The organism is Roseococcus sp. SDR (genome assembly GCF_019083995.1).
Classification (GTDB): Bacteria; Pseudomonadota; Alphaproteobacteria; order Acetobacterales; family Acetobacteraceae; genus Roseococcus.
In genome coordinates this window covers 211,010-233,721 of record NZ_JAHRCU010000003.1, presented here as the reverse complement: position 1 = coordinate 233,721, position 22,712 = coordinate 211,010, and the positions used below count along the sequence as shown (strand labels likewise).

The 22,712-nt window shown below is 66.8% G+C and carries 19 protein-coding genes; 15 read left to right on the top strand and 4 right to left on the bottom strand.

Going from position 1 to position 22,712, the window contains the following annotated elements; all coding sequences use genetic code 11:
* Positions 1-50 precede the first annotated feature (50 nt).
* Together KTR66_RS05200 and KTR66_RS05195 are read right to left on the bottom strand one after the other, a co-directional pair.
* Positions 51-1,025, bottom strand: a complete 975-nt coding sequence (locus KTR66_RS05200) for a winged helix-turn-helix domain-containing protein (RefSeq protein ID WP_213611116.1) — start codon at positions 1,023-1,025, stop codon at positions 51-53.
* Positions 988-2,220 (bottom strand): hypothetical protein, encoded by a 1,233-nt coding sequence (locus tag KTR66_RS05195; protein WP_213611115.1) that lies wholly within the window; start codon positions 2,218-2,220, stop codon positions 988-990. The genes KTR66_RS05200 and KTR66_RS05195 overlap by 38 nt, the downstream gene beginning before the upstream one ends.
* 318 nt (positions 2,221-2,538) lie before the next feature.
* On the opposite strand from KTR66_RS05195, the gene KTR66_RS05190 reads away from it, so the two are divergent.
* From KTR66_RS05190 to KTR66_RS05120, 15 genes are all read left to right on the top strand, one after another.
* Positions 2,539-3,036, top strand: coding sequence for a DUF2924 domain-containing protein (locus tag KTR66_RS05190; RefSeq protein ID WP_213611114.1), 498 nt, complete (start codon positions 2,539-2,541; stop codon positions 3,034-3,036).
* On the top strand, positions 3,033-4,385 hold the full coding sequence (locus KTR66_RS05185; RefSeq protein WP_213611113.1) for a recombinase family protein: 1,353 nt from the start codon (positions 3,033-3,035) through the stop codon (positions 4,383-4,385). Before KTR66_RS05190 ends, KTR66_RS05185 begins: the two co-directional genes overlap by 4 nt.
* On the top strand, positions 4,382-4,771 hold the full coding sequence (locus KTR66_RS05180; protein WP_213611111.1) for a hypothetical protein: 390 nt from the start codon (positions 4,382-4,384) through the stop codon (positions 4,769-4,771). The genes KTR66_RS05185 and KTR66_RS05180 overlap by 4 nt, the downstream gene beginning before the upstream one ends.
* 222 nt (positions 4,772-4,993) lie before the next feature.
* Positions 4,994-7,378 carry an EcoAI/FtnUII family type I restriction enzme subunit R gene (hsdR, locus tag KTR66_RS05175; RefSeq protein WP_213611109.1) on the top strand — a complete coding sequence of 795 codons (2,385 nt, stop codon included), beginning with the start codon at positions 4,994-4,996 and terminating at the stop codon, positions 7,376-7,378.
* On the top strand, positions 7,368-7,865 hold the full coding sequence (locus KTR66_RS05170; protein ID WP_213611107.1) for a hypothetical protein: 498 nt from the start codon (positions 7,368-7,370) through the stop codon (positions 7,863-7,865). The genes hsdR and KTR66_RS05170 overlap by 11 nt, the downstream gene beginning before the upstream one ends.
* Entirely contained in the window at positions 7,858-9,414 is a 1,557-nt protein-coding gene (locus KTR66_RS05165; RefSeq protein ID WP_213611106.1) for a class I SAM-dependent DNA methyltransferase, read from the top strand. Before KTR66_RS05170 ends, KTR66_RS05165 begins: the two co-directional genes overlap by 8 nt.
* Positions 9,415-9,416: 2 nt before the next feature.
* The gene (locus KTR66_RS05160; protein WP_213611104.1) at positions 9,417-10,571 is read left to right on the top strand and encodes a hypothetical protein; all 1,155 of its coding nucleotides are present in this window, start codon (positions 9,417-9,419) and stop codon (positions 10,569-10,571) included.
* Complete coding sequence (locus KTR66_RS05155; protein WP_371819031.1) at positions 10,565-11,359, top strand: HipA family kinase; 795 nt, start codon at positions 10,565-10,567, stop codon at positions 11,357-11,359. The genes KTR66_RS05160 and KTR66_RS05155 overlap by 7 nt, the downstream gene beginning before the upstream one ends.
* Entirely contained in the window at positions 11,356-12,219 is an 864-nt protein-coding gene (locus tag KTR66_RS05150; RefSeq protein ID WP_213611102.1) for a DUF3037 domain-containing protein, read from the top strand. The genes KTR66_RS05155 and KTR66_RS05150 overlap by 4 nt, the downstream gene beginning before the upstream one ends.
* 736 nt (positions 12,220-12,955) lie before the next feature.
* On the top strand, positions 12,956-14,158 hold the full coding sequence (locus tag KTR66_RS05145) for a TolC family protein (RefSeq protein WP_213611101.1): 1,203 nt from the start codon (positions 12,956-12,958) through the stop codon (positions 14,156-14,158).
* Positions 14,159-14,169: 11 nt separating this feature from the next.
* Positions 14,170-15,804: an efflux RND transporter periplasmic adaptor subunit gene (locus tag KTR66_RS05140; protein ID WP_213611100.1), complete on the top strand. Its 1,635-nt coding sequence runs from the start codon at positions 14,170-14,172 to the stop codon at positions 15,802-15,804.
* A gap of 3 nt (positions 15,805-15,807) precedes the next feature.
* Positions 15,808-18,957 carry an efflux RND transporter permease subunit gene (locus KTR66_RS05135; RefSeq protein WP_371819029.1) on the top strand — a complete coding sequence of 1,050 codons (3,150 nt, stop codon included), beginning with the start codon at positions 15,808-15,810 and terminating at the stop codon, positions 18,955-18,957.
* An 18-nt stretch (positions 18,958-18,975) separates the two neighbouring features.
* Entirely contained in the window at positions 18,976-19,365 is a 390-nt protein-coding gene (locus KTR66_RS05130) for a hypothetical protein (RefSeq protein ID WP_213611099.1), read from the top strand.
* A gap of 7 nt (positions 19,366-19,372) precedes the next feature.
* The gene (locus tag KTR66_RS05125; protein WP_213611098.1) at positions 19,373-20,125 is read left to right on the top strand and encodes a response regulator; all 753 of its coding nucleotides are present in this window, start codon (positions 19,373-19,375) and stop codon (positions 20,123-20,125) included.
* A complete protein-coding gene (locus KTR66_RS05120; protein WP_213611096.1) occupies positions 20,122-21,408 on the top strand; it encodes an ATP-binding protein in 1,287 nt (428 codons plus the stop codon). The genes KTR66_RS05125 and KTR66_RS05120 overlap by 4 nt, the downstream gene beginning before the upstream one ends.
* Positions 21,409-21,447: 39 nt before the next feature.
* On the opposite strand, the gene KTR66_RS05115 is transcribed toward KTR66_RS05120, so the two are convergent.
* Positions 21,448-22,059 (bottom strand): hypothetical protein, encoded by a 612-nt coding sequence (locus KTR66_RS05115; protein WP_213611094.1) that lies wholly within the window; start codon positions 22,057-22,059, stop codon positions 21,448-21,450.
* A gap of 103 nt (positions 22,060-22,162) precedes the next feature.
* Entirely contained in the window at positions 22,163-22,486 is a 324-nt protein-coding gene (locus KTR66_RS05110; protein WP_213611092.1) for a hypothetical protein, read from the bottom strand.
* Positions 22,487-22,712: the final 226 nt, after the last annotated feature.

Here is a 22,712-nt window from a genome sequence, read left to right as displayed (position 1 = left end):
TCGCGGGGGGGATTCAACCTGTGTGGAAGCTATCCGAACCTATGCGGAAGCTATTCTGCTCGTGCGTCCGAGCGTCGAAACCAGATGCGGTCAGCCGGCAGCCGAAGCTCGTACCCAACACCGCGAACGGTCCGGATGAGCGCGTCCGAGGCTTTCTCTTCCGGTGACGCTGCTGCCGCAATGGCCTTCTTGATGGCCGAGATGACCAGTGTCACCTGCTCGTCTCTCGGCTCCTCGCCATGGGTCGAGTATCTGGCGAGAACATCCAGGATCGCACCCCTCGAAACGATGGGATCGCGGTCGGCAGCCGCACCGGCGAGTTCTCGCAGGGCGTGGAATTCACGGGGGGTCAGCGAAAGCTCGCTGCCCCGAAAGGCCGCAACCGAGCGAATCTCATCGAGCTGCAGAGCATCCTCCCGCGGAGCCGCATCCTGTCCGCTGACAAGATCGTCGAGCAGCATTCGGAAAGGCGCGGGCAGGGCGCCAGCTATGCGCTCGGCGACGGGGCTGATGGTGACGCCGAGTGGCTGAATCAAACGAAGCGTCTCGGGACTGAGGAAGCGCAATGTCGGTGTCATGATGATCACGCGACCCGCACCATGGCGTGCCTTGATCGCCGACAAGGTGTCCAATGCATTCCGGTCGGACAGGAGTCGTACCAGGTAGACGCCGCACGGGTACGGTTTGGCCGGGACGGCGCCGATGCGCACAACCCGTGCGTCTAGCAGTTCCAAAGGTGGACCCGTGATCCCGCAGTCCCGGCGGATGGCGACCGCCGTCGCGCGAAAGTCGATGTCGAGCGAACGCGCATGCAGATCATCTTGGACGACGGTGAGGTAGGGCTCGCCATCGACAAACTCGACATCCGCTGCGTCCGCCTCGTCCAGCGGTGGACGCCAGGCCAGGATGCCCACTTGGCGGAGGTGATCTCGAAGCGGCTCCCACCCTATGCACGCTGCGGCGGGCAGCGCGCGGATGGGATGCAGATCAATCTGCTGCAGCAGCGAGGCGAGCAGGGTCGTCATCCATCAGAAATCCGTTGAGCCGAAGGTGCTCGAAAATCCGGGCCTCGAGCAGATGGTCGCGAAAGGAGACTGTGTTGGGCACCTTGATCGCGACCGTGACGTCGCGTCGCTCCCCGTCGATTTCGAAGCGCATCCGCATCTTCAGCCCCGATACCCGCAAGGTCGAGAGATCGATGTCTGGACACACGCGCTCGACCCGGGACACGGAATTCAGGGTGTCGGTCATGCGGAGGCTCCACGGGGAACCTCCGCGGCCGCCTTTGCCTGCTTGCCCCTCATCGATCTCGATCTCGACGACCTTGACGCTTTTCAGATCGTCGTCCCAGTCGTTCTCGAACTTCCAGGTGGTGCCCTTCTTTTCGATGGGCGCCAGATGGTAAAGTTGATCGCTCTTCGGACCAGAGAAAAAGTCGGGATCGTCGAGGAGATGTTCGGCGAATAGGTGCACCAGCTTCAGGCGCTCGACCTTGGCGCGCGCCGCCACCTTAATCAGCCCTGTCTCTGGCTCGAAGCAAATGGCGTCTGCTGTGATCTCGCGCACAGGACGCGTCGTCTGCCGGCCGCCCTCCTCCACGGGAAGGATCACGGCGTTCATGCCGTGCTCAACCAGCAGATTCATGTGCGTGGACTCCGGGTACCAGTAGACGTCGCAAATTCGCCCCTGGTAGCGCCGCGCGAAGTATTCCCGGCAGGCGGCTTTGAAGGCTTCCCGTGCCGTCTCGTCCTCGTGCCGCGGCACCACTCCTTTCCTGGCTCCGATCAGCCTGAGGGGGGATGATGCGAAAAACGCGTGCCGATGGACCGCTCGCTGAAAGATATCGCGGTGGTGCAGGTAGGCGATCAGCGCGAGATGGCGCGCGGTCAGGCGCTTCCGATCGTCGGCGGGTGCCGGTTCGGCCTCCTCGGCCAGTCGCACGCCGCGCTCATCGGCAATCTCCTGAAGCGCCCGCGCTCCATTCGGCGTCGAAAGAGTCAGTATTGAGTGAAGCGCATCCAACAATATATCGGGGAACTCGTCACCGCGCTCCCGGAAGAGGTGGAAGAGGGCATCCCGCTGGGCAGATTCGTCTTCAGGAAGCTCAAGCCACTTAAAGGCCATTTCTGGCTCATGCGGCGCAAGGAGTTCTCGAAGAAGGCCAAGGTCGACCGTCTGCATGAACAGGCGGTTTACGAAGTTTCGGACGTTCTTGGCCAAGCGAAGCTCCGATTGATGATTCGTAATCTTTCTATCGGAGGTTGTGAGCACGGCGCAACGGTCACGTGATACGGATTCTGGCCTTGCCGAGTAATGGCTTGGGATGAGCCTTCCCGCATCCGGCCCGATGAACCAGCAGCTCCCGCCGCACCTTCGGGAGGTTTGCTCGATCCTGGCCGCCGGCCTGGTGCGGCTGCGCAGCCGCGCTGCCGAAGACCATGCGCGGGATGCACAGATAGCTCGGGGGGTGGGAGACGTTCCCCTACACTCCACCGCCCACCAGCGCCTGCATGCGAACCCCAACAGGAAGGGACTCGCATGACCAGACGATCCACCGCCGCGCCCGCGCCGGCGCCCACCATCCCGAAGATCCCGCCGACGCAGGTGCTGTCGCGGCTCGCCGCGCTGCAGGCGGCGCCGACCGCTACGTTGAAGCAGCAGTGGCGCGAACTGTTCGGCAAGGAGCCGCCGCCCTGGAACCGGGCCTACATCCAGAGCCGGCTGGCCTATCGCATCCAGGAATTGGCCTATGGCGGGCTGAAGCCCGAGACCGCCGATCGGCTGGTGGCGCTCGGCGAGCAACTGGATGGCGGAAACGTCGTCCTGCGCCGAATCCGCGCCGACAGTCGCCCGCTTGCCGGCACGCGCCTGATCCGGGAATGGCAGGGCGTGCAGCACGTGGTCACCGTGCGCGCCGACGACTTTGAATTTGAGGGACGGCCGTATCAGTCCCTGTCCGCCATCGCGCGCCACATCACCGGCACGCGCTGGAACGGCTGGACGTTCTTCGGGCTGCGCGCGCGAGGTGACGCATGAGCCGCCGCGCCCGCATTGAGCCGGCCATGCCGGCCACCACGAAGAAGCTGCGCTGCGCGGTCTACACGCGCAAATCCACGGACGAGGGGCTGGAGAAGGAATTCAATACGCTCGACGCGCAGCGCGACGCCTGCGAAGCGTACATCACCAGCCAGCGCGCCGAGGGCTGGGTGCTGGTGCGCGACAGCTATGACGACGGCGGGTTCTCGGGCGGCACGCTGGAGCGGCCGGCGCTGCAGCGCCTCCTACGCGACATCCAGGCCGACCTCGTCGACGTGATCGTGGTCTACAAGATCGACCGCCTGTCCCGCTCGCTGATGGATTTCGCCAAGTTGGTGGAGGTGATGGATGCGCATGGCGTGACCTTCGTCTCCGTCACGCAGTCCTTCAACACCACCACCAGCATGGGTCGGTTGACGTTGAACATCCTGCTCAGCTTCGCGCAGTTCGAACGCGAGGTCATTGGCGAGCGCATCCGCGACAAATTCGCTGCCTCCCGCGCCCGCGGCATGTGGATGGGGGGCAAGGTGCCGCTCGGCTACGACGTCGTCGCGCGGAAGTTGATCGTGAATGAGGACGAGGCGCCGCGGGTTCGCCGCGTGTTCGAGATTTTCGCCGAGACGGGATCGGGCATCGAGACGGTGACCCGCCTCCGGGCGGAGAGCGCCACCAGCAAGGCGGGCCGGCCGCTGGACAAGGGCGACGTCTACAAGCTGCTGAACAACCGGACCTATGTCGGCGACGCCGCCCACAAGGGACAGGTCTACCCCGGTGAGCACCAGGGGATCGTGCCGCGGGATCTCTGGGATCGGGCGCATGCCGTATTGCAGATCAGCCCACGCGTGCGCGCCAATCAGAACCGTGCGCAGACGCCAGCGCTGCTGAAGGGGCTGATCTTTGGCGTGGATGGCCGGGCACTGTCGCCGACCCACGCCAGGAAGCACGGCCGCCTCTATCGCTACTACGTGGCCCAGCGCGTGCTGAAGGGCGACGCCGCCGGTGACGACACCATCGTGCGCCGGGTATCGGCAGCGGAGATCGAGGCGGCGGTGGTCGATCAGGTGCGGACGCTGCTGCGGCAGCCGGAGATCGTGGTTGGCACCTGGCGGGCGGCGCGCCGGGAGGCGCCGGACCTGACTGAGGGCGAGACCCAGGACGCGCTGCATCGGCTCGACCCACTGTGGGAGCATCTGTTCCCCGCGGAGCAGGCGAGGATCGTGCGGTCACTGGTGGAACGGGTGGTGGTCGGGCCGGCCGGTGCCGACATTAGGCTGCGCGTGGAGGGCCTCGCCGGCCTGGTCCGCGATCTCACCGCCATCTCGCCCAACGCGCTGATGGCGGCAGCATGACCACGGCGACCAGCATCACGGTCCGGGTGCCGCTGGCGATTCGGCACCGACCGGGCCGGAAGACCGTCGTGACGCCGATGACCGATGGCGTGGCGCCGGTCACGACGCGCGCCGACCCGGCGCTAGTGAAGGCGCTGGCACGGGCGTTCCGATATCAGCGGATGCTGGACGAGGGCCGATATGCCTCTATCACCGAATTGGCGGCAGTCGAAAAACTCGATCGGGGATATCTCGGCAGCCTGCTGAAGCTGACGCTTCTCGCTCCCGACATCGTCGAGAGCGTTCTCGATGGCAGGCACCCCGAACGAATCGGCTTGCCGGTGCTGCTGGACCCGCTCCCAGCCGCATGGGATGCCCAGCGCGCAGCCATAAATGCGGCCGAATAGCTGCTGCTAACCCCGCGTCGCCATCGGCGGCAGATGACAGCGGGTTTATCCTTGGGCACAATGATCAATACTTGGACGTTTGCGGCCGCCGCCGTAATGCCCGCGGAGTCGACAGCCCATGCCGCGTATCTCGAACCCGCCAGGCATCCCGTGCCCTGGCCCTGGAACGGGCGCGCGGCCTGAAGCAGTCATTTGTTTCGAATTCTGGCCGAGGGAGGCGAGTTGAACACCGAAGCTGACACCTGCCGCCTCTTCGTTGTGCCTCGGCTCCAGGCTGCCGGCTGGGACTCCGCGCCGCACGCCGTACAGGAGCAGCGGACTTTCACCGATGGGCGGGTCGTGTTCGTGGCCGGGCAACCCCGCCGCGGCCGCCGCAAGCGCGCGGACTACCTGCTGCGGTATCGTCCCGACTTGGCGCTCGCCGTCGTCGAAGCGAAGCCCACCTACCTCAGCGCCGCCGACGGGCTGCAGCAGGCAAAGGACTACGCCGAAATACTCGGTCTCAAATTCGCCTACGCGACCAATGGCAAGGAGATCATCGAGTTCGATTTCTTCGCCGGCATTGAACGCGTGGTCGATGACTTCCCCACCCCCGCCGATCTCTGGGCGCGGCAACGCGCCGGCCTCGGCCTCGCCGACGACTCGCTTGCGCAGATGGCGCTCACCCCCGGCTATCCTGATCCGGCCAAGCCGCTCCGCTACTATCAGGAGATTGCGGTCAACCGTGCCGTACAGGCCGTTCTGACCGGACGGCAGCGCAGCCTCCTCACCCTCTGCACCGGGGCCGGCAAGACGCCGATCGCGTTCCAGATCGCCTGGCGCCTTTGGTCATCCGGCTGGAACCGGCGTGGCGACCATCTGAAGCCCAAGATCCTCTTCCTGGCCGACCGCAACGTGCTGGTGGACGACCCGATGGCGCGCGACTTCGCGCCGTTCGGCAAGGGCCGCTTCAAGATCGAGGGTGGGCGGGTAAGCCTCGGTCGGGACATCTACTTCGCGATCTACCAGGCGATTGCCCAGGACGAGCGGCGCCCCGGTCTCTACCGCGAGTTCCCGCCCGACTTCTTCGATCTGATCATCGTCGATGAATGCCACCGTGGAAGCGCCCGCGACGACAGCAGCTGGCGCGAGATCCTCGACTACTTCGCGCCATCGTTCCAGATCGGCATGACCGCCACGCCGCTGCGTGAGGACAACCGCGACACCTACGCCTATTTCGGTGACCCGCTCTATACCTACTCGCTCGCGCAAGGCATCGCGGACGGCTTCCTCGCGCCCTATCGGGTCCACCGTGTCGTGACGGATACCGATGCGGCCGGCTGGCGTCCTACGAAGGGGGAGCTCGACCGTTTCGGTCGCGAGATCCCGGACGAGGAGTACCACACGAAGGATTTTGAGCGCGTCGTCGCCCTGCGTGCCCGCACTGAGGCGATCGCCCGCCATCTGACCGGCTTCCTGAAGGCCACCGACCGCTTCGCCAAGACGATCGTCTTTTGCGTGGACCAGGAGCACGCCAGCGAGATGCGCCGTGCCCTTTCCAACCTCAATGCCGATCTCGTGGCGCGATACCCGAACTACGTCTGCCGCGTGACGTCCGACGAAGGCATGATCGGTCGGGGCCACCTGTCGCACTTTCAGGACCTTGAGAAGCGAACGCCCGTCATCCTCACCACCTCCCAGATGCTGACGACCGGCGTGGATGCGCCGACATGCCGCAACGTGGTGCTTGCGCGCGTGGTCGGCTCCATGAGCGAGTTCAAACAGATCATCGGCCGCGGCACCCGCCTGCGGGAGGACTACGGCAAGCTGTTTTTCAACATCCTCGACTACACGGGCACCGCGACGGCGAAATTCGCCGATCCCGATTTCGATGGCGATCCCGTCGCCGCGACCACCACCACTATCGACCCGAATGGCATCGAGACGGGCGTAGTGATCGACCCTGTTGCCCCACCAGGTGGCGAGGAGCCGGGTGGTGACGAGCCGGCCGGCCCCGCCACGCCGCTGCCGCCCGGCGGCGGCCAGCCTGGTGAGCCACGAAAATTCTATGTGGATGGTGGCACCGTCGAAGTGGTGCAGCACCACGTCTATGAGCTCGACGCCGATGGCAAGCGTCTGACCGCCCGCCGCATCACCGACTACACCGGCGAGAAGATCCGCACCCTCTATCCCACTCCATCAGCCTTTCGCGCTGCCTGGACCATCGCCGATAAGCGCGCGGCAGTCGTCGAGGAGCTGGCGGAAAGGGGTATCGACCTCACGACCCTGGCCACCGAGATGGCGCGGCCGGATGACGACCCCTTCGACCTTCTGTGCCATCTCGCCTGGGACGCGCCGCTGCGCACACGACGGCAGCGCGCCGAGCGCTTGCGCACCGAGCGGCAGGACCTCTTCGACCGCCACGGCCCCGATGCGCGCGCGGTGCTGGAAGCGCTGCTGGAGAAGTACGCCGCTCATGGTGCCGATGAGTTGCGCCTGCCGGATGCGCTGCGGATCGAGCCAGTAGCCTCCATGGGGAACCCGAGCGAGATCGTCCGCCGCTTCGGTGGCGCCGATCAGCTGCGCGCTGCGATGGCCGAGTTACAGGAACAGCTCTATGCCGCGTGACATTGGCGCCGTGCCCCGTATGGGCAGCGATTCCCTGGCGCAGCGTGAAGCCGAGAAGGTCGCCCTCGGTATCGTCGCGGCGGAACTCGGCCTCTCGCATGTCGAGACCCAGAAGCGCTTTCCGATCGGCCCAGCGGCGGCCATCGTGGACGCCTTCGCCGAATCGACGGACGAGGTGGTGCTGCTGGAAGTGAACGCGCGCGTCGGCTCGGCCATGAAGACGGCAACCAAGAACAAGGTCCTGAAGGACACGTTGAAGATGCTGCTGATTGAACAGGCCCATGCCGCTGAGTGGCAGGGCAAGCGGGTACGAAAGATGCTGGTGTTCTTGGACCCGATTGCGCGGGCGAGCTTCGGCCCGAAGGCATGGGCGAACCAGGCATGGGATGCGTTCGGCGTCGAGACGCATGTCTGCGCCATCCCGGACGCGCATCGTGTCGCGCTGATCGCCGCCCAGGCCGCGCAGGACCTTCGCGCCGATGGCTAAGCGCCCCGCGGCCGCGCAGCAGACCACCGCCCAGCGCCTGGACAGCATCGTCAAATCAGCCCGCCAGATTATGCGAAAGGACAAGGGGCTGAACGGCGACCTGGACCGCTTGCCCCTGCTGACCTGGGTTTTATTCCTGAAGTTCCTCGACGACATGGAGCGCATCCATGAGGACGAGGCGGTTCTGGCCGGCAAGCCCTTCCATGCGGCGATCGACCCGCCTTATCGCTGGCGCGATTGGGCGGCGCGCCGGGACGGTATCACCGGGCCTGACTTGATCCGCTTCCTCGCGGCGGAGGAGACGATCCGGCCCGATGGTTCGAAGGGGCCGGGCCTCTTCGCCTATCTCCGCTCGCTGCGCGGCCGGGATGGCGTGCGGGACCGGCGCGACGTGATCGCCACCGTCTTCGCCGAAATGACCAACCGCATGGAAAGCGGCTACCTCCTGCGCGACGTGGTCAATCTGGTGGACGCAATCCATTTCGACGCGTCGGAGGAGATCCACACCCTCTCCCGCCTCTATGAAGGGCTGCTGCGGGAGATGCGGGACGCCGCCGGCGACAGCGGCGAATTCTACACGCCGCGCGCCGTGGTGCGCTTCATGGTGGCCGTCACCAATCCGCGGCTGGGCGAGGTGGTGCTCGATCCTGCCTGTGGCACGGGCGGCTTCCTGGCTGAGGCCTTCGAGCATCTCTCCGCCCAGGTGCGCACCACCGAGGACCGGGAGGTGTTGCAGGATCGCAGCCTGATCGGTGGCGAGGCGAAGCGGCTGCCCTTCCTGCTGGCGCAGATGAACCTGCTGCTGCATGGGCTGGAGGCGCCGGACATCACGCTCGGCAACACGCTCTCCCGCCAGCGCCTGACGCAGATCGGTGAGCGGGACCGGGTGAATGTCATCCTCACCAACCCGCCCTTCGGCGGGGAGGAGGAGGTCGGTATCCAGGCCAATTTTCCCGATGACCGCCGGACCAATGAGACGGCGATGCTGTTCCTGCAGCTCATCATGCGGCGGCTGAAGCGGCATGGGCAGGGACGCGCCGCGGTGATCGTGCCTAATGGCACGCTGTTCGAGGGCGGCGTGGCCGCGCGGGTGAAGGCGGACTTACTGCGCGAGTTCAACCTGCACACTGTGCTGCGGTTACCGGAGGGCGTCTTCGCGCCCTACACCGATATCCCCACCAATGTGATCTTCTTCGACACCAGCGGGCCGACGCAGACGATCAGCTACTGGCAGCAGCCCGCGCCGGAGGGGCGTCGGAAATACAGCAAGACCGCGCCTTTGCAGTTCGAGGATCTGGCCGATTGCTTGGCCTGGTGGGGTGCACGTGGCGAAGACCCGCGGGCCTGGACGGTGCCGGCCGAGGGGTTGATCCGCACGGACGCGGAGGGGCGCGTGCTGGCGGTGAACCTCGACCTGAAGAATCCGAACGCCGTGGAGGCGGAGGACCATCGCACGCCGGCCGAGATCGTCTCCGGGATGGTGGCCCGGGAGGCCCAGGTGCTGGACCTGCTGCGGGAGATTGAGGCGCTGGTGGCGGAGCGCGCGTGATCATGTCGCGTTGGCGCATGGTGCCGTTGGGCGATGTTCTCCGACCTGTCCAGGACGCTGAGGCGGTTCATCCTGAACGGAGTTACCCCAACCTCGGCATCTTCGGTTTCGGTCGTGGAGTCTTTGCCAAACCCGACATCACCGGCATGGATACGAGCGCGAAGACCCTCTACCGGGTTCGTGCGGGACAGTTCATCTACAGCAGGCTGTTCGCTTTCGAAGGCGCCTATGCGGTTGTCCCGCTAGACCTGGATGGGTGCTTCGTATCGAACGAATTCCCTACCTTCGATTGGATCGAAGGCTCTGCTGATCCCGCCTTCATTGCTTGGATTTTCAAGCAGCCCGGTGTTTGGGCCGAGATTGCCAAACTCGGCGTTGGAATGGGCGACCGTCGGCGCCGCGTGCATCCAGAAAGCCTTCTGACCTTTCAGGTGCCGCTCCCGCCCCTGGACGAGCAGCGCCGCATCGCCGCGCGGCTGGATGCGGTGTCATCGCGGCTCAAGGCACGCGCGGATGCCGCGGACCGGCAGGAGTCGGAGCTCGCTGCGATGCTTCAGCAAGCCTTCGCGCGGCTCACCGCAGGCAGCCAGCGCGCCCGCATGGCCGATGTCGCGCCGCTGGTGCGTCGCCCCGTCGAAATCGAGCAGGACGGGACCTACGAGGAGATCGGTGCTCGCGCATTCGGTCGCGGCCTTTTCCTGAAGCCTACGCTACGAGGGGATAGCCTGACCTGGCAGAAGCTATTCCGCATCGAGGCGGACGACCTCGTCATCAGCAACATCAAGGCATGGGAGGGCGCATTCGCGGTGGCTGAGCCGGCGCATCACGGGAAGGTGGCATCGCACCGGTACCTGACCTGCGTCGCTGATCACCGAAGGCTGCTTCCCGGCGTGCTTTGGTTCTTCCTCCAATCGCGCGACGGGCTGGCGCAAATCCAGGCGGCATCGCCGGGCAGCGCAGATCGAAATCGCACCCTGGCGCAGGACCGCCTTGAAGCCATCCTCGTGCCTGTGCCGCCTCTCGATGCGCAGCAGTGGTTCGAGGATCTGCGCATGAAAGCGAAGGCTGTTCGCGCTCTGAACGCCGCGGCGGCCGAAGATGCAGCCGCGCTTCTGCCCGCCATGCTGCATCAGACCTTCAGCCCGGCCGGATGCTGACGCGGGTCACCGCCACCGAGTTCACCCGTGCGGCCAGCAACGGCCGCACCAAGCCCGTCATGCTCGCCTGCGCCTACCCGACCGGGGACGAGGTCGAACTCTTCGCAAAGATCTCCGCCCGCTGTGAACAGGGGGCGGTGCATCTTGCCCGGGAGGCCATCGCCGCCTGCCTCGCGGGCGATCTCGGCCTGCCGGTGCCACAGCCCTTCCTGGTTGACCTGCCGCCCGCCTGGGTGGCCGCGGTGCCGGATCCCGATATCCGTGCCGCCATGGCCGCTAGCCTGCCCGTCGCCTTCGGCTCGCGCCTTGCCGGGCCGCAGTTCGCCACCTGGAACGCCGGCATCACCCTGCGGCCCGAGATGGTGGAGGCGGCGCTCGGCATCTTCGTGTTCGACGCCATCATCCAGAACGACGACCGGCGGGAGGGCAACGCCAACTGCCTGGTGCTGGGCGAGCACCTGCGGATCATCGATCACGAACTCGCCTTCGCGCATCGGCTGATCATCATCGGCTGGCAGCCGCCATGGCAACTCGGCGGGCTGCAACGCCTTGTAAATCCAGGCGCGCACATCTTCCGTGACAAGCTGCGGCGGGCGGCGCTTAACTTCGACCCCATCCGGGCAGCCTGGGCCGCCTTGTCGGACGGGCGGATCGAAGGGTATGCGTCAGCCCTTCCGGCGGAATGGGCCTCGGCCGCGGCAGACACGGCGGCGGCCATCCGCCTCATCAAGGACGCGCGTGACCATATAGACGGGTGCCTCAACGAGATAAAAAGGGTCCTGGCATGACCGAGCAGCGACCATACACCTACACCGTCCTCCGCTACGTGCACGACGCGCGAGCGGGCGAGATGCTGAATGTCGGCATCGTGCTGCACGTCGCTGCCGAGCATCGCTTGCTGGTCAAGACCCGCCATACGCATGGTCGGCTGAAGGATGCGTTCCCTGATCTCGACGGGGAGGCGTTCCGACGTGCCATGCGCGCGGTCGAGCGGGCCATCCGCGCCGTGGCCGAGGATGTCGCGGCCACCACGCTGCTGTCTGGCCAGGGGGATGCCGCCAGCTATGCCCGGAAGGCGATGGCTGCGGATGACAGCGCTCTCCAGTGGTCGCCTGTGGGCTCAGGGCTGACCAGCGACGCTGAGGCGACGCTGGAGCGGCTGTTCGAACGCTTGGTTCGTCGCAACGACGATCGGACGGTGCGCCGGCGGGTCGATGAAGAGGTTTGGCGCCCTGTCCGGGAGAAGCTGGCGGAACGTAATGTACAGGTGCCCTTCGAGCCGAAGGTGATCGCTGGTTCGCTCGACAGCATCACCTTCGAGCACGCCTGGAAGAATGGCAGTTGGCATGTGTACGAGCCCGTCTCGCTCGACCTGGCCGATGGCGACGGCATCATGGCGAAGACCCACCGGTGGCTGGGGCATCTGACGGCCGTTCGGGACGGTGCGACGGACCCGCTGAAGCTGCACTTCATCCTCGGTGCGCCGCAGGACCCCGCACTGGCACCTGCCTATCGAAGGGCCGTCGCGCTGTTCCGCCAGGCGGCGCTCGATCCTGAGGTGTTGGAGGAAGATGACGTCGACGCCCTAGTGGCCCGAATCGAGGACGAAGTCCGGGCCCATCACGACGAGGTCGGCGGCCGGCACTGACCCGGGCCAACGGGGCGGTGCTTCGGCGGCGCCCCCGGCAGCTTGTAGGTTTTCGGCGAAGTTTGGGAGCGAGTATGCGCCGGCGACCGGTAGGGATGCTGAAAAGCCTCAACCTTGCCGTCACGGAACACGAGGAACTTCAATAACTTGAAGCTTGTAGGGTAAATCGCTGCACCCCCGAGCTTCGGAGACTTTGGGGCCTCCGGAGAGAGAATTCCGGGTTTGTTGCGTTCTCCAACCCTCAAGCCGACCCGGCGAAACCCCAGGAAACCTGCGGTTCAGGGCGCGATCTGCGCGTGGGAAATGTGAGGTTGGAAAACCGACTGGAGCAGCGGTGGGAACCGGAATCTAACCTGCTCTGGTGTTCGTGAGACGATTCTCACTGGATGCGTCATTTTCCAGAGTCCAATCAGGGGCGCTGGCTCGGCCAAGTTGTGCGCGGCTATCTCACGTATCACCCGGTGCCCAACAACTAGCAGGCGATCGGCGCCATGCGGTGGCTGCCGCCCGCCAGGCTTCAACACCCGTGTCCGCAGCAACGCTTCATCGTCAAACACCCGAGGTGGGAGCTGAGTGCGTTAGCAGCGCACGCTCGGGTCTGTCCGGGCGGCGGGGGGTAGCCCGCGATCCTACTGGGATGGGGGAGGGCCACTCGCGCTTGCAATCTTTTGTCACAAGCTTGCAGCCCACTGACACGTACGCCGTGCGACCAAACTGGCATCTAGGGAAAGCAAGCATGCGCAGGCTGTTACTCGCACTACCTCTGATCTACAGCGTCCACTCCCCTGCCGCTTCCGCTGATCTGCGGGCAGGGTTTGCTGCGGCGATCGAGCTCAATGCTGAGATCCGAGCGCTGACAGCGCAACGCGACGTCATTTCCGCTCGACGCCGTGGCTCAGAGACCCTGCTGCCTGGAGCGCCGACCCTCGCGCCCTCCTGGCGCACACAGATCAATCCGCAACGCAGCGGATATCAGGAGTTCGAGGTGGGCTTGGAGGCGCCGATCTGGCTGCCGGGAGAATCCCGGGCGCTGCGCGGCAGCGTGACCGCCCAGGAACAGCAGTTGGATGCGCGGCTGCGACAGGCGCGCATTACCCTCGCGGGCGAGGTTCGGGATGCGTATTGGGCATGGGCCCTGGCCCTGGCCGAACGGGATGCCGCCCGCGCTCGCCTCAGCGCAGCCCGCACGCTGGAGCGCGACATGGCCCGGCAGGCGGGGGCGGGCAATGCGCCGCGCACCGATCTGCTCGTCGCCCAAGCCGAAGCGCGTGACGCCGAGGGCGCCGTTCGGATTGCCGAGGGGCAGGTGCGCGATGCCGCACTCACCTTTCGCGCTTTGTCCGGGCGCGATCCGACCCCAGGCGCCGCCGAGCCGATTGCACGCACCGGCATACCCGGTGCCGCCCTGCGTGACCTGCCGCAGGCGGCGCTCGCCACCACCAGCCTGCAGCTTGCGCGTGCCGAGGAGCGGCTGGCCCAGGTGCGCGATCGTGCAAGCCCGACCGTCTTTGCCGGCTGGCGGCGCGAGCGGGATGCCTTCGGCGAGCCCTGGCGGGACCGGCCTGTCATCGGCATCCGGATTCCCTTTGCGTACGCCCCCCAGGTTGAGGAGCGCGTGGCGATGGCGCGCGCCGAGGCGACGGCGGCCGAAGCGCAGTTGGCCACCATCGCCCGAAGCTTCGAGAGCGCCGAACGTCGCGCCCGCGCCCAGCGCGAAGATGCCGAAGCGCTGACCACGCTGACCGAGCAGCGGCACCGCGCGCTGGCCGAGCAGGCCGGACTGATCGAGGCCGCCTTCCGTGCCGGCAATGTCCCCTTCATCGAGGTGGCGCGCGTGCGCGCGCAGCTCGCGCAATCCGACGCGGCGCGGCGGCGAAGCCGGGTCGAGCGCGATCGTGCAGCCTCCACCATCAACCAGATCCTGGGAGTCGAGCCGTGATCCTTCGACGGATGTTCCTCGCCGCGCTTTTGATGTTTGCGCTGGCCGGGCAGGCAGGGGCGCATGAAGGACATGGCGACGAAGCGCCCACTTCGGCCGCTGCGCTGCCGCGCGTGGCAGCCGAGAGCGAAGCTTTCGAACTGGTCGGTATTCTCCAGCCCGGCGGCGTCATGTTGATCTATCTGGATCGTTGGGCCGGCAATGCCCCGGTCGATGGCGGGGTCAACGTCACCTTGGATGGGCAGGAGATCCAGGCCGAGCGGCAGGGCATCGGCCTGTTCCTGCTTCGCCACCCGCGGCTGGCACAGCCGGGTTCATTAGATCTTATCTTCTCTATCACCGCTGGCGAGGAGATGGACCTGCTGACCGGGCATCTGGGCATCCCCGAGCCAGCCAGCGCCGCGGCGGAGCAACATACGTGGCTCGACGCGCTGCGTGAGGCGCCGGTGCTGCTGGCGGCTGGGCTGGGTCTCCTTGTCGTGGGGCTTTTGATTGGTAGGCTCTCGGCGCCCCGCCCGCTGCCCGCGATGATTGAGGCCGATCTGGCGCCGGCCCAGCCGGTGCCTGAAGCCAAGGCCATCCGGGTGGCGGCATCCGTGGCCGTAGTCTTACTGATGTCCCTCCCGGCCATGGCGCAGACCACCGTGGCGGAACCGCCGCGCCGGAACGACGATGGCACCGTCTTCATGCCCAAGCCGTCGCAACGCCTGCTTACCATCCGCACCGAGGTGACCGCGACGGGCGACGCTCTGGCCACCACGCAGATCGTCGGCACGCTTGTGCCTGACCCGAATGCGTCAGGCCGGGTACAGCCCAGCCAGTCCGGCCGGCTGGAGCCAGGCGAGCGCGGTCTGCCCACCCTGGGCCAACGGGTGGAGCGCGGCCAGGTGCTGGCCTTCGTGACGCCCAGCTACACCGCCTCCGAGCGTGGCACGCTGGTACAGAATGCCGCCGAGCTGGATTCGCAGATCACCATCCTGGCCGCCCGGGTGAACCGCCTGACCGCGCTGCGCGGGAGCGTCTCCGAACGGGAAATCTCTGAGGCACAGGCCGAACTCAACGGCGTGCGGCAGCGCCGGGCTGCCATCCAGCCGGCCTTGTCGGGCCGGGAGCCGCTAGTGGCACCGGTCTCGGGCGTGGTGTCGGTGGTACGCGCCGCCCTGGGGCAGTTGGTGGACAACACCCAGGCCGTGTTCGAAATCGTGGACCCGGCCCGGCTGTGGGTGGAGGCGCTGGCCTTCGACCGCACCAGTCTCGACAACATCGCCGGTGCCAGCGCGGTGCTCGGAGATGGCCGCAGCGTCGAGTTGGAATTCGCAGGGCGCGGCCTGACCGTGCGGCAGCAGGCCGTCCCGCTCAACTTTCGCGTGGTGAACCCGCCGGCCGATGTGGCGGTGGGCGCGCCCGTGGTCGTGCTGGTGCGAAACCGGCGCAATGTGCAGGGCATCGTCGTGCCCGCCGAGGCGGTGGTGCGCTCCGCCGAGGGGCCGCCCGTGGTGTTCGAGCATACGGCGGCGGAGCGTTTCGCGCCGCGACCTGTGCGGGTCCTGCCGCTTGACGGCGCGCGTGTCGTCATTACGGCTGGCATCGAGCCGGGTCGGCGGGTGGTGACGCAGGGCGCCAATCTCATCGCCCAGGTCCGCTGAGCCATGCTGTTCAACACCCTCGTCACCTTCTCGCTTCGCAACCGGCTGTTCGTGCTGGTCGCGGCCATGCTCGTCACCGTCTATGGCGCCTGGACGTTGACGCGCATGCCGGTGGATGTCTTCCCCGATCTGAACAAGCCCACCGTCGTGCTGATGACCGAGGCGGAGGGCATGGCGCCAGAGGAGGCCGAGCAGCTCGTTTCCTTCCCGATCGAGACGGCGGTAAACGGGCTGCCGGGTGTCACTCGGGTCCGCTCCGTCTCCTCGGTCGGGCTGTCCATCGTCTATGTCGAATTTGACTGGGGTGCGGATATCTGGCGCGCACGCCAGCAGGTGAATGAGCGTCTGGGACAGATCGCCGGGCAGTTGCCGCCGCGAGTTCAGCCGATGATGGCGCCGGTTTCCTCCATCATGGGCGAGATCATGCTGGTCGCGATGACGGCGCCCGCCGACGGCTCGGTCTCCGCCATGGAATTGCGCACGCTGGCCGATTGGGTGATGCGGCCGCGGCTGCTGACCATCCCCGGTGTCTCGCAGGTGATCCCGATCGGCGGGGAGGTGCGGCAGTTCCGCGTGATGCCGGACCTGCATCGGCTCAATGCCCTCGACATTGACTTCGAGGCGTTGCAGGCGGCGCTGCGGCAATTCGGCACCAATGCCGGCGGCGGCTATGTCGATCAGGCCGGCCGCGAATTCCTGATCCGCAATCTTGGCCGGACCACCTCATTGGAGGATTTGCGTAACGCCCCGGTGGGCTTCCGCGAAGGCCAGGCTATCCTGCTGCGCCAGGTGGCCGAGGTTGATTTCGGCGCCCGCTTCCGGCGCGGCGATGCCGGCGTGGATGGCGGTAGCGCCGTGATCCTGGGGATCCAGAAGCAGCCCGGCGCGGATACCATCCGCCTGACCCAGGCTGTCGAGGCGGCGCTGGCGGACCTGCAATCGGCCATGCCCCGCGGCGTGAGGGGGGACCGCGTGAAGTTCCGCCAGGCGAACTTCATTGAAACCTCCATTCGCAATCTCCAGACCGTGCTGGCCGAGGCGGCGGTGGTCGTCGCGATCGTGCTGTTTGCCTTCCTGCTCAATGTCCGCACCACCTTCATCTCGCTGACCGCTATCCCGCTCTCGATCCTGCTCTCGGTGATCGTGTTCTCCTGGATCGGCATTTCCATCAACACGATGACGCTGGGCGGCATCGCCATCGCCGTGGGCGAGCTGGTGGATGACGCGGTGGTGGATGTGGAGAATGTGTTCCGGCGCCTGGGCGAGAACCGCCATGCCGCCACACCCGCGCCCATCCTGCAGGTGATCGCGGCGGCCAGCATGGAGGTTCGATCCGGAATCGTCTACGCCACGATGATTATCATCATGGTGTTCCTGCCCCTGTTCGCGCTGACCGGCATCGAGGGGCGGCTCTTCGCGCCGCTCGGCATCGCCTACATCGTGGCCATCCTGGCATCGCTGGTGGTGTCCATCACCGTCACGCCGGTGCTGTGTTACTTCCTGCTGCCGAAGATGAAGAATCTCGGTGAGCATGAGGGCTGGCTGGTCCGCAAGTTGAAGGCGCTGAACGACCGGCTGCTGCGCTGGGCCTTCGCGCGGCGGGGCGCGGTGCTGGGCGTGGCCGGCATCGCGGTCCTTGCGGCGGGCGCTTCGGTCCCGTTTCTGCCGCGCCTGTTCCTGCCCGCCTTCAACGAGGGCACGGTGCTGATCTCGCTCACCTTCCAGCCCGGCATCTCGCTCAACCAGTCGAGCGAGCTGGGGCGGGCGGCGGAGAACATCGTACGCCAGGTGCCCGAGGTGCGCGGCGTGGGCCGCCGCACCGGCCGGGCCGAACTGGATGAGCATGCCGAGGGCGTGCACCGCTCCGAGCTCGACGTGGACCTCGCACCCAGCGCGCGCTCCCGCGCCGAGGTGCTGGGCGACCTGCGCGACAGGTTGGCGGTGCTGCCCGGTTCCGTCTCGATCGGCCAGCCGATCAGCCACCGGCTGGAGCACATGCTCTCCGGCGTGCAGGCGCAGATCGCGCTCAAGGTGTTCGGCGACGATCTGGACACTCTGCGCGCCCTGGCCGAGACCATCCGCGCCCGGCTGGCCACTAGTGTTCCGGGCCTCGTGGACCTCCAGCTGGAACGCCAGGTGCGCGTGCCGCAGCTGCGGATCGCGATCGACCACGAGCGCGCCTCGCTCTACGGCGTCTCCACCGCGGCGATCCTGGAGAAGATGCAGGCGCTGACCGGCGGCATAGTGGTCAGCCAGATCCTGGAAGGCTCGCGCCGCTACGACCTCGTGATGCGGCTGGCCGACGCGGACCGCACCACCGACAGCCTGGCCAATGCGCTGATCGAGACGCCGGGCGGCCGCGTTCCACTGCGCATGCTCGCCCGCGTGGAGGACGCCGATGGCCCCAACCAGGTGCTGCGCGAAGGCGCGCGGCGCCGGATCGTGGTGCAGGCCAATACCGACGGCAAGGTGGACATGGCGCAGGCCGTGGCCGGCATCCGGGCCGAGCTTGCGCGCATCGAGCTGCCACCGGGCTACTCCACCAGCCTGGAGGGCACATTCCAGGCGCAGGAGGAGGCGATGCAGACCATCGGGCTGCTGGGCCTCCTGTCGCTCGCGATGATCTTCACCGTGCTCTACTCGCGCTATCGCTCGGCCACGCTCGCGCTCATCATCATGGGCAACGTGCCTCTGGCGTTGATCGGCGCGGTGCTGGCCATCTGGATCTCTGGGCAGCCGCTGTCGGTGGCGACTCTTGTGGGGTTCGTCACGTTGACGGGTATCGCGGCGCGCAACGGCATCCTAAAGATCAGCCACTATCTGAACCTTGCCCTGCATGAGGGCGAGAAATGGGGCCTCGCGCTGGTTCTGCGTGGTTCGGCCGAGCGACTGACGCCGGTGCTGATGACGGCGCTGGCGGCGGGCCTGGCCCTCATCCCGCTGACCATCGGAGCGGACGCGCCGGGCAAGGAAATCCTGCACCCGGTCGCCGTGACCATCCTGGGCGGGTTGGTCAGCGCCACGCTGCTCGACACCTTCGTCACACCCATCCTGTTCCACCGCTTCGGCCGGCCGGCGCTGGAACGCCTGCGGGCCGAGGCCGACGCGGCGCGCAATTCAGCACCCACCGCCGCCATTCCCGAAACCTTCTGAACACTGGAGTATACCTACATGAACCGACGCAACCTCATCATCACCGCCGTGCTGGCCATGCCGGGCGCAGCCCTGGCGCAGGGCCATTCCCACAGCCACGCCCCCGGCCCGAATGGCGGAGCCATCGGCGAGGTCGGCAACCGCCATGTCGAACTGGTGGTGCAGGCCGGTGAACTGCGCATTTACGTGCTGGATGAGCAGGACCGCCCGACCAGCGCTCGTGGCGCCAGCGGCAGCGTGGTCGTTCAGGCAGGGGGACGGCAGCAGACGGTGCGGCTGGAAGCGGGCCCGGATGATGCCTTCCTGGTCGGGCGGGGCGACATACCGGCCCGCGGCCTGCGCGTGGTGGCGACGCTGACCTTGCCCGGCCAGCCACAGCGTTCGGTGCGCTTCGCGGCCATCCCATGACACCCGCATGATCCAGGAGCGCGACCAGCGCCTGCTTGACCCGGAGGCGCATCTTCTGATCGTCGAGGATGACGGCGAGATGCGCGCCCTGGTGGCCCGGCTGCTGCGCGAGGCGGGCTTCCGCGTCTCCACCGCCCGCGACGGGCGGGAGATGTTCGAGGTGATGGCCGAGGCGACCTCGCCGCCCGACCTCGTGGTGCTGGACGTGATGCTGCCTGGGGCCTCCGGCTTCGATCTGTGCCGCCGCCTGCGCGCGCAGAGCCGGGTGCCCATCATCATGCTGACCGCGCGCGCCGATGAGACGGACCGGGTGGTGGGGCTGGAGATCGGCGCGGATGACTATGTGGCCAAGCCTTTCGCGCCGCGCGAATTCGTGGCGCGGGTGCGCGCGGTGCTTCGCCGCAGCATGATGGATCCGGGGGACAGCGCGGCAGCGCCCCGGCGGCTGCGCTTTGCTGGATGGTCCCTGGACCTCAAAGCCCGCGAATTGACCTCGCCGGCGGGCGCGATCGTGGATCTTTCGGGCGCCGAGCATGATCTGCTGCTTGCGTTTCTGGAACACCCCCAACGCGTGCTGAGCCGGGAGCAGCTGATGGAGGTCGCGAAGCGGCGGATGAGCGTGGATGCCTCGGACCGCGCGGTGGATGTGCAGGTCAGCCGCCTGCGCCGCAAGATCGAGCCGGATGAGGCGAGCCCCGCCATCATCAAGACGGTGCGTGGCAGCGGTTATGTCTTCGTGCCGCCGGTGACGCGCGAATGAGGCTGGGCAGGCTCCTGCGGCCCGACAGCCTCGCCGGGCGCACGGTTTGGCTTCTGGTGGGCGGGCTCAGCCTGCTGCATTTGGGCAGCATGTTCATCCATGAGCGCTCGCTGCACGGTGCCGAGGTGAACGCGCTGGAAGCCCGGATGGCCGACCGCATCCTGGCGGCCGGCAACATCGCAGCCCAAACGCCGGAGCTTGCGCGTGAGGCCATGGTGCGTGGTCTTTCCCTTCCAGGCCTGACCCTCGATTGGCGCAGCGGCCCGCAGCCGGGCGTGGCCGAGGACGCGGTGTTCGCCCCGGCCGAGCTTGCGGCCAGGCTGGGTCCGCAACTGCGCAGCTTGCGCAACGGCATGGAAAGCCAGGGCGCCGTTCAGGCCCACGGCGGTGGTTGGGTGCATTTCGTTGCGACCAGGCCGCCGATCCATCGCTTCCCCTCCCTGCCGGCAGACTGGATTTCCATGGGGGCCATGGCACTGGGAATCCTTCTCGCCTCCATCGCAATCGTCGGCTGGATGACCGAGCCGCTGCGCCGCTTGGCGGAAGCCGCGGACAAGGTGGGGCGAGACCCCAGGCCCGCCACCCTGCCCACCAATGGGCCGATCGAGGTGCGACACGCGGCGCAAGCCTTCAACGCGATGCAGGCCCGGATCGTCCGGCTGATCGAGGACCGCACCGAGGCGTTGGCGGCGCTGAGCCATGATTTTCGGACGCCGCTGGCACGGCTGCGGCTGCGCGCCGGCTTCCTGCCCGAAGGTGAGGAGCGCACGCGCATCGAGGGCGATGTGGCTGAGATGGAGGCCATGGTGGGCCGCACGCTGGAGTATTTTCGGGAGGGTCGCGATGCGGAGCCGGCAGTGCCGACCGACCTCGCCGCAATTCTGCAAACCTTGGCCGATGACGCTGCGGATGCGGGGCGTGATGTGAGCTATGAGGGACCGGCGCATGCCGTCATGTCACTGCGACGTCTCGCCGCGAAACGTGCCTTCAGCAATCTGCTGGGCAATGCGTTGCAGCACGGTGCAGAACCGGTCCGGGTTCGGCTCCGGGCCGGGCAAGGAGGGTGGCGCGTGGAGGTAGCGGATGCCGGGCCAGGTATTCCACCCGTCGAGTATGAACGTGTCCTCTCACCTTTCGTCCGACTGGATCTGGCCCGCGGTGGCAGCGGCATCGGCTTGGGACTGACCATCGCCAAGCGTTTTGCCACAGCCGAAGGGGGCGAACTCACCCTCGGCGTTGGACCGGATGGTGGCTTGCTGGTGAGCGTGTTTCTGCCAGGCTGATGGGCGGCGCGGGAATACATCCCGCGCCGCCCCCCCAAGTCAGCGCGACGCGGTCTGCGGATGCGTCACATCAAATGCAACCCAGTTCACGAGCGTGGGTGCCTGAGCAAAGTTGCGATGGTCGATATTCGCACGCACGGGAACGTTCGTGGCACGATCGAACCACACGGATTGGGTATACTGGAACGAGGAACCGATCACGTTGAAATACCGATCCACGCGAACGGTATCGAAGGTCCCGGCGGGCGTCGTCACCGCGCCGCCCGCCGCGGCCGTCCAGCGTTCCATGATCTGGATGCTGTCGTTCGAGCGGTTGAACCCGTAATAGGTGAATTCGAGCGGGCTGACATTGGCGAGATTGATGCCGTTGGCGAAGGCTGCCGCCAGGCGTGGCCCCGCAGCGTTGTAGAAGCCTTCCCCCACCTGCCAGTAGCCCATGAAGCGGCGCTGGTTGCCCGCCGTCATGCACTCGCCCGGGTTGGTGGATGCCGGGCCGCGGAAGCGCAGCATGGTGCCGCTCGACTGCTCGACGGTGGTGCCGGCGGCGGGGCAGCGGAACCGCCAGGTCGCGTCGCCGGATTGCGCCTGCGCCTGCGGCGTGGCGCCGATTGCCGCGACGGTGGTCGCGGCCAGAAGGATTCCTCGGATCATTGAACTCTCCCATGGTGGATGTGCAGCGTGATGGTGGGACGCGGCCTGCTGCTTCGCCGCTCCCGCCACGGCAGGCCGATGCCTGCCGTGGGAGACGATCGGCTCAGCGTGCGATGACGGGCCGGCCTTCCTCGTTGCCAGTGACGATGGCCGCGCGGTCGCCGCCCATCGTGCCGCGGCCGGGGCCCGTGCGGGTCACGCTGTTGTCCTCGGCGCCGCCTTCGAGGCGGCCGGGGCCGGCCGTCACGGCCCGGTTGGCGGGAACCTCGGGGCGATGGATGATCGGATTGCCATCTCCGTCCACACCATCCACATGGGCGGGTGCGTTGCCTTGCACGCCGCCGGGGATCGAGCGGACATCGGGGTGAGGCTGGGCCAGGGCGGCCCCGGAGACGAGCGTGGCCGCGATGATCAAGCTGCGGAACATGGTCTGGTTTTCCTCTTCTGTCCGGCAAATTGCCGTGCAGTGGGTATGCCCAGAAACCGCTGACACATGGCGTCAGCAGCATAACAAAGTATGACAGAACTGTTATGAAATAATGACCGCGCCGGTCTCGGCCAAGTCCGCAAGTATGGGCCGACATACTTTGTCAAATTGTAAACCGCAACGTCCGCGGAGTGACGCCGTTCTTCCCACTGGGTGCCCACCTTCA

What these genes read in the sequence shown, in the direction of transcription:
- KTR66_RS05200 (WP_213611116.1), bottom strand. Translation starts at nt 1,025, where the DNA reads ATGACGACCCTGCTCGCCTCGCTGCTGCAGCAGATTGATCTGCATCCC.
- KTR66_RS05190 (WP_213611114.1), top strand. Translation starts at nt 2,539, where the DNA reads ATGACCAGACGATCCACCGCCGCGCCCGCGCCGGCGCCCACCATCCCG.
- KTR66_RS05185 (WP_213611113.1), top strand. Translation starts at nt 3,033, where the DNA reads ATGAGCCGCCGCGCCCGCATTGAGCCGGCCATGCCGGCCACCACGAAG.
- KTR66_RS05180 (WP_213611111.1), top strand. Translation starts at nt 4,382, where the DNA reads ATGACCACGGCGACCAGCATCACGGTCCGGGTGCCGCTGGCGATTCGG.
- KTR66_RS05170 (WP_213611107.1), top strand. Translation starts at nt 7,368, where the DNA reads ATGCCGCGTGACATTGGCGCCGTGCCCCGTATGGGCAGCGATTCCCTG.
- KTR66_RS05165 (WP_213611106.1), top strand. Translation starts at nt 7,858, where the DNA reads ATGGCTAAGCGCCCCGCGGCCGCGCAGCAGACCACCGCCCAGCGCCTG.
- KTR66_RS05160 (WP_213611104.1), top strand. Translation starts at nt 9,417, where the DNA reads ATGTCGCGTTGGCGCATGGTGCCGTTGGGCGATGTTCTCCGACCTGTC.
- KTR66_RS05155 (WP_371819031.1), top strand. Translation starts at nt 10,565, where the DNA reads ATGCTGACGCGGGTCACCGCCACCGAGTTCACCCGTGCGGCCAGCAAC.
- KTR66_RS05150 (WP_213611102.1), top strand. Translation starts at nt 11,356, where the DNA reads ATGACCGAGCAGCGACCATACACCTACACCGTCCTCCGCTACGTGCAC.
- KTR66_RS05145 (WP_213611101.1), top strand. Translation starts at nt 12,956, where the DNA reads ATGCGCAGGCTGTTACTCGCACTACCTCTGATCTACAGCGTCCACTCC.
- KTR66_RS05140 (WP_213611100.1), top strand. Translation starts at nt 14,170, where the DNA reads ATGTTCCTCGCCGCGCTTTTGATGTTTGCGCTGGCCGGGCAGGCAGGG.
- KTR66_RS05135 (WP_371819029.1), top strand. Translation starts at nt 15,808, where the DNA reads ATGCTGTTCAACACCCTCGTCACCTTCTCGCTTCGCAACCGGCTGTTC.
- KTR66_RS05130 (WP_213611099.1), top strand. Translation starts at nt 18,976, where the DNA reads ATGAACCGACGCAACCTCATCATCACCGCCGTGCTGGCCATGCCGGGC.
- KTR66_RS05125 (WP_213611098.1), top strand. Translation starts at nt 19,373, where the DNA reads ATGATCCAGGAGCGCGACCAGCGCCTGCTTGACCCGGAGGCGCATCTT.
- KTR66_RS05120 (WP_213611096.1), top strand. Translation starts at nt 20,122, where the DNA reads ATGAGGCTGGGCAGGCTCCTGCGGCCCGACAGCCTCGCCGGGCGCACG.
- KTR66_RS05115 (WP_213611094.1), bottom strand. Translation starts at nt 22,059, where the DNA reads ATGATCCGAGGAATCCTTCTGGCCGCGACCACCGTCGCGGCAATCGGC.
- KTR66_RS05110 (WP_213611092.1), bottom strand. Translation starts at nt 22,486, where the DNA reads ATGTTCCGCAGCTTGATCATCGCGGCCACGCTCGTCTCCGGGGCCGCC.